This window comes from Sphingobium sp. CCH11-B1 (assembly GCF_001556865.1).
Taxonomy (GTDB): domain Bacteria; phylum Pseudomonadota; class Alphaproteobacteria; order Sphingomonadales; family Sphingomonadaceae; genus Sphingobium.
In genome coordinates, this window is record NZ_LSJY01000017.1 from 1 (window position 1) to 10,777 (window position 10,777).

At 64.1% G+C, this 10,777-nt stretch carries 11 protein-coding genes and 2 pseudogenes; 9 read left to right on the top strand and 4 right to left on the bottom strand.

Translation table 11 applies throughout. From position 1 onward, the window contains the following. Positions 1–413: 413 nt before the first annotated feature. Together AX724_RS02275 and copC are read right to left on the bottom strand one after the other, a co-directional pair. Entirely contained in the window at positions 414–1,091 is a 678-nt protein-coding gene (locus AX724_RS02275; RefSeq protein WP_231736445.1) for a copper resistance protein CopD, read from the bottom strand. A gap of 4 nt (positions 1,092–1,095) precedes the next feature. Next, entirely contained in the window at positions 1,096–1,476 is a 381-nt protein-coding gene (gene copC / locus AX724_RS02280; RefSeq protein WP_037486754.1) for a copper homeostasis periplasmic binding protein CopC, read from the bottom strand. 133 nt (positions 1,477–1,609) lie between these two features. On the opposite strand from copC, the gene AX724_RS02285 reads away from it, so the two are divergent. From AX724_RS02285 to AX724_RS02325, 9 genes and pseudogenes are all read left to right on the top strand, one after another. Continuing rightward, a complete protein-coding gene (locus AX724_RS02285) occupies positions 1,610–1,882 on the top strand; it encodes a hypothetical protein (protein WP_007406377.1) in 273 nt (90 codons plus the stop codon). After that, positions 1,882–2,322, top strand: coding sequence for a periplasmic heavy metal sensor (locus tag AX724_RS02290; RefSeq protein ID WP_037486783.1), 441 nt, complete (start codon positions 1,882–1,884; stop codon positions 2,320–2,322). Before AX724_RS02285 ends, AX724_RS02290 begins: the two co-directional genes overlap by 1 nt. Further along, positions 2,319–2,885 (top strand): RNA polymerase sigma factor, encoded by a 567-nt coding sequence (locus AX724_RS02295; RefSeq protein WP_046407413.1) that lies wholly within the window; start codon positions 2,319–2,321, stop codon positions 2,883–2,885. Before AX724_RS02290 ends, AX724_RS02295 begins: the two co-directional genes overlap by 4 nt. A 67-nt stretch (positions 2,886–2,952) precedes the next feature. Then, the gene (locus AX724_RS02300) at positions 2,953–4,905 is read left to right on the top strand and encodes a copper resistance system multicopper oxidase (RefSeq protein ID WP_066520054.1); all 1,953 of its coding nucleotides are present in this window, start codon (positions 2,953–2,955) and stop codon (positions 4,903–4,905) included. Then, positions 4,902–6,038, top strand: a complete 1,137-nt coding sequence (locus AX724_RS02305; protein ID WP_066763166.1) for a copper resistance protein B — start codon at positions 4,902–4,904, stop codon at positions 6,036–6,038. Before AX724_RS02300 ends, AX724_RS02305 begins: the two co-directional genes overlap by 4 nt. A 90-nt stretch (positions 6,039–6,128) precedes the next feature. After that, positions 6,129–6,602, top strand: a complete 474-nt coding sequence (locus AX724_RS02310) for a DUF305 domain-containing protein (protein ID WP_015449253.1) — start codon at positions 6,129–6,131, stop codon at positions 6,600–6,602. Positions 6,603–6,660: 58 nt separating this feature from the next. Further along, positions 6,661–8,198, top strand: a pseudogene (locus tag AX724_RS02315) (PAS domain-containing sensor histidine kinase). Further along, the gene (locus AX724_RS02320) at positions 8,188–8,811 is read left to right on the top strand and encodes a response regulator transcription factor (protein WP_015449255.1); all 624 of its coding nucleotides are present in this window, start codon (positions 8,188–8,190) and stop codon (positions 8,809–8,811) included. The pseudogene AX724_RS02315 and the gene AX724_RS02320 overlap by 11 nt, the downstream one beginning before the upstream one ends. Positions 8,812–8,892: 81 nt before the next feature. Next, complete coding sequence (locus tag AX724_RS02325; protein WP_016743851.1) at positions 8,893–9,300, top strand: response regulator; 408 nt, start codon at positions 8,893–8,895, stop codon at positions 9,298–9,300. Between the two features lie 62 nt (positions 9,301–9,362). Here AX724_RS02325 and AX724_RS24880 read toward each other — a convergent pair. Continuing rightward, positions 9,363–9,665, bottom strand: a pseudogene (locus AX724_RS24880) (CorA family divalent cation transporter); the annotation flags it as partial. 611 nt (positions 9,666–10,276) lie between these two features. Further along, on the bottom strand, positions 10,277–10,777 hold a 501-nt coding region (locus AX724_RS02335; protein ID WP_156447978.1), incomplete at its 5' end, for an SDR family NAD(P)-dependent oxidoreductase.

Here is a 10,777-nt window from a genome sequence, read left to right on the forward strand (position 1 = left end):
GTCCGTCCAATCTCCGCCAAGCATGCTCAAGCTTCACGATTTTTGCAACAGAGCCTCCTTCACTACCCGCTCTGCTGGGGCCTTGGCGGGCGATTTTACATTGGAGGATCTGGGCTTCATCTTCGTTCCTTCGTCACTACGACGAAGCCCAGATCCTCCTTAAATCACAACCTCAAATCTGTGCCATTGGTGCTGACGGCGGACACTGCCTGACCCGTGTCGCCCAAGTTCCCGGGTCTTGTAATGGCAGGTTCAACTGAAATCAGCCGCGCGCAATTGGACGTTGAATGGCTGGCTTTGGTCGGCTGCCGACTTAACGTGCGTGTCAGCTATCCTCGCAACCCGGCTCCGATCCGGACTGTCTCCTACCGGCCAATGTACGACAAACAGGTGTTTTCCGACGCCCTCAGGCCTTAGCGTATATCTGTGCCCGTTTTATGTGACGCCCCCATCCCGGTCAGGATCAGCAGGGCAACGATGATCGTTCCTACCAGGGAGAAGCCCGTCAAGGCCTCCTCGGCGAGCGAGACCCGCTCCATATCACCGGTCGCTGCTTTAGGCATAACCAGCGCGAGGAAGGCTGCAAGCGCGCCGACCCAGGCGCCGGCGGCGAGCAGATGGACGAGATCGGCGACCAGTTGCAGCCAGCCCGGATAGCCTTCGCCAGCCGCGCCATGTCCGCTCCAGGCGAGGGTCGCGAGCGCGAGCGCGCCTGCGAGAGTAGAGGCGATGAAGGCGGGACGTGATTGCCGTCGATACAAGAGGACGCAGAATAGGAGGACAAGGAGCGCGACAAGGCGCGCCTTCAACGCCGCCCCCATGGCCGTCTCATTGATGAGATCACCCAGCAGGGCGAAATCAGGCTGTGTGAGCGGCAGTCCGGACATGGCCGCAGCCTGCACCGCAAAGCCGAACGCAGATAGCAGCAGCCCGAAGCAGGCAAGACAGGCCACCATCGCCCCCATCGGCAGATGCCGCTGCACCGTCCGGCCGCCACCTGGGGCATAGAGCGCGAACAGCGGCAGGCCGAACAAGAGGCCGAGATCGGCGTACAGCGCCCAGCGGATCGCGATGCCTGCTACCTCACTCATTGCCCTATCGCACGATGAAGGCGAGATTGCCCTGGATGCGGTGCGTGTCCATCGAGACGACATGCCAGGTGACCTGATAGGTACCAGCGCCAAGCGGCTTGGCCAGTGTCAGCGCCAACGTCTTGTTACCGCCCTCGACCGCGGTCTTGAAGCCGGTCACCGCCATGCGATGGTTTGGCATGCCGGGCATACCGGTCATCACGATCTCGGCACCAGATAGTCTGGCCATCAGGCCTTCACTGAACGTCAGAGTGATACGCGACGGTGCCGAGACTCTGGCGTTGGCGGCGGGCGTTGAAGACACGAGCTTGGGATGTGCATAGGCCGGAGCCGAAACGCTCAGGCTGACGGCGGCGACAGCTGCGAAAGGCGAAAGGAAGCGCATTCGGGAATTCTCCAGTCATTGACATGAGAGAATACGCAGCTGCAGCCTGCACCCCTCTCAAATTTCTTTTCTGTTCCGAGCCAAGGGGTCGTGGGCCAGAATGCGTATTGTGAAGAGAAGACGGAGAAACACCATGGACCACCTTGACGAAATGCTCGCGAAATTGCGCGATGCCCCAATTGACCCCAGGCTTGCCGGCCTGGACAGCCGCGTCCTGACGGAAATCGCTAGGGTCCAGGCCATGCCGCGCTTGGGCGCAACGACGTTTGGTCTAGCCGCCGCAGTCGCGCTTTTCATCGGCATCGCGGGCTCCGCGGTTCCAATCGGGTCGGCGGACGCGAGCCCGATATCGCCCTTCGATGCGCAGTTGGCGCTCGCGCCCTCGACGCTGCTGGGCTCGCAATGATGCGGGACCGCCGCCGGCTCCTGCTCCTCCTACTGTTGACCTTTACCGCGGCGATCGCCGGGGTGGTGATCGGGCGGATCTATGTGGTGTCGGCACCGCCCGTGGAAAACGAACTGCACGAGCTGCTCCATCGGGATCTCAAACTGGATACGGCTCAGCACGCCCGGCTGGAGTTCATCGAGAAGAATTATGCCATTCGGCGTCAGGCACTTGAAGCCGAGCTGCGCGCCGACAATGCTCGCCTAGCAGAGGCGATTGAGGCGGAACATGGCTATGGCCCTAAAGTCGCGGCGGCAGTGGACCGCTCGCACCAAGCCATGGGCGCGCTGCAGAAGGAAACGCTCGAGCACATCTTTGCAATGCGTGCCGTACTTCGCCCCGATCAGACGCAGAAGTTCGACGACGCCGTAGTGAAAGCGCTGACGGCAAAGTCCGAATGACCATAATTCTCCCCGACTGCTCGGACGGGGAGCTTGCCGCTCTTGCACTCGTCGGCCGGCAGGCCGCTTTCGCCGAACTTGTGCGGCGACACCAAGGCTGGGTATTTCGGCTCGTGCGCAGCCATATAGGTGACGGAGAGGAGGCGCTGGACGTCACGCAGGCAAGCTTCGTCGCCGCCTTCGCCGCACTCAACCGCTATGACGCTGCGCGACCCTTCCAGGTCTGGATGTCCCGGATCGTCATCAACAAATGCCATGACTGGCGGCGCCGGCGCGCGGTCCGGAACTTCTTCTCCATGGCCCTGCCGCTGGGCGAGGCGGATGACGTCGCCGATGAGGCGCCGCTACCCGACCAGGCAATCGGCGCCGAGCAGCAACTGGCAGAGGCGATGAAAGCGATCGCCGCCCTGCCCGCCTCGCTCAAGGACACGCTCATCCTGCGGACGATCGACGAGAAATCGGAAGCCGAAACCGCCGAGATCCTCGGCATCTCCCAGAAGGCCGTCGAGACCCGCCTCTACCGCGCCCGGGCGCGCCTCGCGGAAAGTTTGAAGAAAGTTTGAGGGGCAGGCGGGTGGGCTGCGTATTTCCAATAGGTCCGCCCTCTTTCCGCAAGCTGAGACAAACCGAATGATTTCTGCCCTCGACCGCCGCCAGTTCCTTCGCGGCGCGGCCCTCGCCGGTGGTGGCGCCGCATTATCAGCCTGGCTGCCTGCCTGGGCGCAGACCATCTCGCCGGGGATGCGACCGACGCTACCGACCGTGTCGGGCGAAGACATCACGCTGACCATCGCCCGGCAGTCGATGAGCATCGACGGGCGCCAGTTCCGCGCAATCGGTCTCAACGGCACGGTCCCCGCCCCGCTGATCCGGCTGCGCGAAGGCCAGCGCGTGCGGCTCAACGTCGTCAATCAACTCGAGGAGGACAGCTCGATCCACTGGCACGGGCTGATCCTGCCGGCCAATATGGACGGCGTGCCGGGCGTGTCTTTTCCGGGCATCAAGCCGGGATCGAACTACCTCTACCAGTTCCCCGTCGTGCAAAGCGGCACCTACTGGTATCACAGCCATTCGGGCCTGCAGGAGCAGGAAGGCCATTACGGCCCGATCATCATCGACCCCGCCGGTGCCGATCCGGTCGCCTATGACCGCGAGCATGTCATCGTGCTCGCCGATCACAGCGCACTCTCGCCGCAGGCGATCTTCCGGCGTCTCAAGGTCAACCCCGGCCATTTCAACTTCCAGCGCCAGACGCTGGCCGGGCTGCTCTCGGGCAAGGACCAGCCACTCAAGGACCGGCTCGACTGGGGCCAGATGCGGATGGACCCCGCCGACATCTCCGATGTCACCGGATCGACCTACACCTATCTCGTCAATGGCCATGGTCCGATGGACAACTGGACCGCGCTCTTCACCCCGGGCGAGCGGGTGCGGCTGCGCGTCATCAATGCGTCGGCGATGACCACCTTCAACGTCCGCGTACCCGGCCTGCCGCTCAGCATCGTCCAGGCCGACGGGCAGAATGTGGTGCCCGTCACCGTCGACGAGTTCCAGATCGGTGTCGCCGAGACCTACGACGTCGTTGTCAGCCCAGGCGAGGACAAGGCCTATACTCTTGTCGGCGAGGCCATCGACCGCTCGGGTATGGCGCGTGCCACGCTCGCGCCGCGCGCCGGCATGGCTGGCGAGGTGCCTCCCTTACGCAAACGGCCGCTCGCCGACATGAAGGACATGGGCATGGACATGTCCTCGATGCCGGGCATGGAAGGCATGGACATGTCGGGCGGCGCTATGCGGGGCGTCGATCCGACGGCCGAGAAGAACGCGTCCGCGCGCCTCGCGACCGGCGCGGCGGCAGCGATGGCGACCATGGACAACAGCGCCATGGCGGGCATGGACCATTCGGGGATGGATCATTCCGCGATGAGCGGGATGGATCATGGATCGATGGCCGGCATGGACCACGGCGCGATGGGCGCCGATGGCCAGATGGCGGGCATGGATCATGGCGGGCACGCGATGGGTTCGATGAAGATGCGCGACTTCTCGAACGCGCCGCAGGTGAAGCGCGATCCGAGCGTCCAGACCATCTCGCCGATGCCCGTCGACCGCACCGGCGAGCCCGGCCAGGGCCTCACCGACGTCGGCCACAAGGTGCTCGTCTACAAGGATCTGATGGCGCTCGAGCGCAATCCAGACGTGCGCGCGCCGAGCCGCAGCATCGACATCCACCTCACCGGCAACATGGAGCGGTTCATGTGGTCGTTCGACGGCGAGAAAATGTCGGACCATCACGAGCCGATCCCGTTCATCGAAGGCGAGCGGGTGCGCGTCAATCTCATCAACGACACGATGATGGGGCATCCGATCCATATTCACGGGCATTTTTTCGAGCTGGTGACGGGGCATGGCGATCACAGCCCACGCAAGCATACGGTGATCGTCCAGCCCGGCGGCAAGGTGAGCTGGGACTTCACCGCCGACGCGGTCGGGGACTGGGCCTTCCACTGCCATCTCCTCTACCACATGCATGCAGGGATGATGCGGGTCGTGAGCGTGCGTCCGAAGGGAGACGCGCAATGACCCGCATCCTCACGCCGCTGGTGAGCGCGATCGCCCTTCTCGCCGCCGCACCCGCCTTTGCCCAGGATCATTCGATGCACGACATGCCCGGCATGGCGCCGCCGGGCGGGGCGCGGCCGGCGCAGGAGAAAAAGAAGGACAAGGCCGCCGCGCCGCGCCCCAAGCCCACTGCCAGGCCGCGCGCTCAGAAGCCAGCGCCGGACACCATGCCGGCAATGGACCATTCGCAGCACCAGACCACTCCCGCGGCGCAAGCAAATGCGGCCGGTCAGCCGCAATCCACGTCTCCCGCAATGCCGGAGATGCCGGGCATGGACCACTCCCAGCATCAGGACGGCGCGATGCCCGACATGCCCGGGATGGACCATGCGCAGCATGGCCAGACAGCGACGCCGGGAACGCCCGCCATGCCCGGCATGCAAATGACCGGCACCGCACTTCCGGCCGGCAATGCGCCCCCGCCGCCGCCCCCAGGCGACCACTTCGCCGATCGGGATTTTCCCGGCGGCGAGATGGCGCGCTCGCGCGACATCATGATGAAGGACAGCGGCGGCAACAATTTCGGGCAGGTGCTGCTCAACCTGTTCGAGTATCAGGCGCATAGCGGCCGCGATGGCTATCGCTGGGATGGCGAAGGCTTTTACGGCGGCGACATCAACCGCGCCGAGGTGCAGGTGCTCTACAGCCGGGCCATCGACCCCTATTTCAATCTTCAGGGCGGTATCCGCCAGGACTTCGGCCGCGGGCCCGACCGCACCTACGCGACGATCGGCGTCGAGGGCCTGGCTCCTGGCATGTTCGAGGTCGAAGGCGCGCTGTTCCTCTCGACCAAGGGCGATGTTCTGGGCCGGGTCGAGGGCTATTACGACCAGCGCATCACCCAGCGCCTGATCTTGCAGCCGCGCGCCGAGGTCAATTTCGCCGCGCAGGATATTCCGGAGAACGACATCGGTTCGGGGCTGGTCAACATAGAGCTCGGCGCGCGCCTGCGCTACGAATTCAGCCGCCAGTTCGCACCTTACATCGGCGTTTCCTATCTGCGCAAAGCCGGAGACACGGCGCGGCTGTCGAGGCTTGCGGGCGAGGACGTCCATGCCACCAGCTTCGTCGCCGGCGTTCGCTTCTGGTTTTAGCATCAGGACGGCTGATGGCGGGGGCGAACAAGAGAGCGGGGCGTTACACTCATACCCAGGTCGGCCGGCGCCGAGCGAAGGAGATACGCCATGGACCATTCGTCCCACATGAACACCCGGAAGATGGGTGCCTATTGGAGCCTTGCCGTTCAGACCGTCATCAGCGGCGTCATCATGTATCTGGTGATGTTCGTCATGATCGACGGGCTCGACAGCTTCTACAACAACCTCAACATGCTCTACATGACGCTGATGATGGTCGCACCGATGGTGGTGCTGATGATCCTCGCCATGCGACACATGTTCGTGTCGAAGGCCGCCAACATCGCGCTGATCGCCGCGTCGCTGGTCGCCTTCTTCGGCAGCTTTGCACTCATCCGCACCCAGACCACGATCGGCGACACGGCCTTTCTGCGCTCGATGATCCCGCATCATTCCGGGGCGATCCTGATGTGCCAGGAAGCAAAGCTCAGCGATCCGGAAGTCATCCGGCTTTGCGAAGCGATCAAGCGCTCGCAGCGGCAGGAAATCGACGAGATGAAGGCCATACTCGCGCGGCGCTGAGTGGCACGGTCGGGCTACGCCCGGATACGTGCGCCCGGCCAGGTATGTGAGCCGGCCGATGGTCGACACGAGGCGCGGGGCGGACGAGATTGCCAGGGAGGTGGTGCGGCTTGCGCCGTTGTTCCTGCGACAGGCTGGCGGCCATGTCCTGACGCTGCTCGATCCTGCCGGGATCGTGCTGAGCTATAATGAAGAAGGCGAGCGTGCCGAATGCTGGCCCCTCGATCGCGTCCTGGGACAGCCCCATGACCTGTTCTACCCGCCCGACGAGATTGCGGCCGGCCGCCCGTGCGCAGACCTGGCGGCCGGCCGCAATCTCGTCGGGCGGGTAGAACAGGTCATGGGGCTGTCTGCGAGAACGGAGCGGAGTATCTCGCGCGCCTGACGATCAGCGCCCTGTTCGAAGGCGACGCACATCGAGGCTTTGCCTGCATCAGTCGCGATGTCACCGACGAGGCGGCGGTCCGGGCGTCAATCGAGACCCGCGAGCAGCATCTCCAGTCGATCCTGGCGACCGTCCCCGATGCGATGATCATCATCGACGAGACCGGCGACATCACGTCGTTCAGCGCGGCCGCCCAACGCCTGTTCGGCTATTCGGAAACCGAGCTCGTCGGCCGCAACGTCTCCTGCCTGATGCCCCAGCCCGATCGCGACCGGCATGACGAATATATCGCGCATTATCTCCAGACCGGCGAGCGCCGGATCATCGGCCTCGGCCGCGTCGTGGTCGGCCAGCGCCGCGACGGCTCGACCTTCCCGATGCAGCTGTCGGTTGGCGAGGCCGGTGAAGACGGGCAGCGGTTGTTCACCGGCTTCATCCGGGATCTCACCGCCAAGGAGCAGGATGAGCTCAGGCTCAAGGAACTGCAGGCAGAGCTGGTCCATGTCTCCCGGCTGAGCGCGATGGGCACGATGGCCTCGACCCTCGCGCATGAGCTCAACCAGCCGCTTGCCGCGGTCGCGCTCTATCTCGAGACGATCCGCGACATGCTCGACGAGCGGGACGACGAACCCTTCGTGTCGCTACGGTCGGTGATGGATGATGCGGCACAGGAAACGCTGCGGGCCGGCCATATCGTCCGGCGCCTGCGCGATTTCGTCGCCCGCGGCGAGGTCGACAAGAGCCTCCACGATCTGCCGCAGGTTGTCGCCGAGGCGAGCGAGCTCGCGCTGGTCGGTGCACGCGAGCGCGGCATCCGCAGCTTCTTCGCGGTCGATCCCGCCGCGACGCCGGTTCTCGTCGACAGGGTGCAGATCCAGCAGGTGCTGGTCAACCTGATGCGCAACGCCATCGAGGCGATGGCGGCGTGTCCTGTTCGCGACCTCAAGGTAGCGACCAGGTTGCGCCCTGACGGGCTGATCGAGGTGACCGTGGAGGATACCGGCCCCGGCATCGCCGACGAGGTCCGGGAGCAGCTCTTCACGGCGTTCAAGTCGACAAAGGCCGACGGCATGGGCCTCGGCCTTTCGATCTGCCGGACCATCATCGAAGCGCATGGGGGCCGTATCTGGATGGAGCGCCCCGACCGCGGCGGCGCGCGCTTTCATTTTACCTTGATCCATGCGCGGGCGGAGGAGGAACATGGGGGATAGACGCGTCATCCATCTGGTCGACGACGAGGAGAGCATCCGCAAGGCGGCGAGCTTTGCGCTCAAGACCGCGGGCTACGACGTCGTGACCTATGCCTCGGGCGTGGAGTTTCTCAAGGAGGCGAAGTCGGCGGCCGTCGGCTGCGTCATCCTCGACGTGCGCATGCCCGAGATGGACGGTCTCGAGATTCAGGCCGCCATGGCAGCACGCGGGGTCAATATGCCGGTCATCGTCCTGACCGGCCATGGCGACGTGTCGGTTGCGGTGCAGGCCATGAAAGGCGGCGCGGTCGACTTTCTCGAGAAGCCCTTCGAGAAAGCCGCCCTGCTCGGCGCCGTCAGCCGCGCGTTCGCGCGTCTCGACGATGTCGACCTTCGCACTCTGGAAACCTCTGAAGCCGGCGTGCGGGTCGCTGCACTGACGCCCCGGGAGCGTGAAGTGCTGGAAGGGCTGGCGAACGGCCTGCCCAATAAGACGATCGCCTATGACCTGGGCTGTTCATCGCGAACGGTCGAGGTCCATCGCGCGAGCCTGATGGCCAAGCTCGAGGTCCGCAATTTGTCCGAAGCCCTGCGGATCGCCTTTGCCGCGGGCATGGGCCGCAAGCCGAAGTGACTGCGACCTCTACGTAGCGACGGGACGAGGCGCGATATGCGATCGATGGTGCAATCGTCACACGGGTGTCCGCTTCTCGCAATGCCATCGGTCCGTTCCACTCAGCATGATGGCAGATACACCATCCTCGTCTCCGACGACGATCCCGGCGTGCGGCGTGGCCTCCAGCTGCTGCTGAGATCGCGCGGCTATGCCGTGTGGGGATATACGACCGGCCACGCGCTGTTGGCCGACCCCCGCGCGAAGGAGGCAGACTGCGTCATCCTCGACTATCGCATGCCCGACATCGACGGATTCGCGATGCTGCGTCACCTTCGCGAGATCGGATGGTCGGGACGCGCGATCATGATCTCAGGCTTTCATGACACGCTGCTGGCCTCGCGGGCCGCTGAGGCGGGCTTCGATCATGTTCTCGCAAAGCCGCTGATCGGCAGGGCTTTGCTCGAAGCGTTGGACCGGCACCGCATCGAGACGCTTCGAAAGCATTGAATTGTGGCGGCCGGCCCCCGGCAGCCTCAGCCCGGCGCGATGTGGAAAGCCGATCTGCGCCGTCAAAGCCAGTGGCTACGTTTGAACCGGATGTAGAGCCCAATGCAGACCGCAGCGATGACGCCGAGGATGACGAAATATCCCCATTGCGTCTTCAGTTCGGGCATATTCTCGAAATTCATGCCGTAGATTCCGGCAATCGCGGTAGGCACCGCGAGGATCGCAGCCCGGGCGGCAAGCTAACGGGTGATCGCACCTTGGCGCTGCTGTTCGAGCAGGTGACTCGCCTCGAACACCGAGATCAGGATGTCGCGGATGCCGGTGATGGCGCTCTCAACCCTGAGCATGTGATCGTCGAGCTTCGAAATCTGGTGGCCGTTGTCGGCACCTTCCATGGCAAGCGGGTGAAGGCCGTAATTCCCGGCGATGTCGGCAAGTTCTGTTTCGCTGGGCTGGGACATTTTGATCCACACGAAGTCATCCTTGCCGACGTGCTCGCACGCCGGATCGATCAGGGTCGCCGGCCGTAGCCGTTTGCCATTGTGACAAAGAACGGCGGCGGCGACCGGAAGCCGTGTGCCTCGCCTATTGAGACGCGCGCACAAACACTCGTCATTCTTCAAGCCCAATCGCAGGAAGAAGAAGGCGGCGCGCAGCAATTCGAGCGAGAGCTTATAGAAAATGCGGCGGAGCGTTGGGTTTCGCAGAAGGCCGCTCCCGTTCATGACGCGCGTGGCTGGGCGGCGCGCTGCCACATCAAGGGCACGCAGACTGCGAAGGTCTGCGCACCCTTGATTGGCGACCGCGAGGGTTTTCCTCTCTTGCGATGGTACCAAGCGATTGCCCGTGTGGCGCCTCTGCAATCGTGTCGGATGACTATACCTAAGTATCGGATAACGGCGCTGACGACAGGGTTGCCGGGCCCCGGTGAGGCGCGTCGCACCGCGCGGAGACGAAAGCTGGAAGACGGAAAAGCTCAACTGTCGAAAGCGACCGAGCGCGCGAGCGCTTCCTGGGACTGCAGAAAGGCGAGCCGCGATTGCAGCGCCGCCTGGACAACGCCGAAAGCGTCACCCCCCAGAGTCACGCGCAGCGGCGGATGGTCGCTGGTTGCGACATCAACGATCGCTTGCGCGATCTTTTGCGGGTCGAGCGTGTAGAGCTCGTTTCCGGCGGTCTCGAACATCTTGCGGATATGGCCGGCGGGCGTATCGCGATACGCGGCGATCTCGCTGGCGAATTGCAGATTGTGGCTGAAGCTGGTGCGCGCCCCGCCCGGCTCGATCAGTGTCACGAACAGGTTGAAGGGTTCAAGCTCCTGGCGGAGGCATTCGCTGAAGCCCTCCAGGCCCCATTTGGCCACATGATAGAGACTGCTCGTCGGAAGCGAGCCCTGACCACTAGCGCTGGAGATCTGGATGATCCGGCCGCTCCCGCGCAGCCGCATGGCGGGGACAAAGGCGCGGGTGATGTGGAT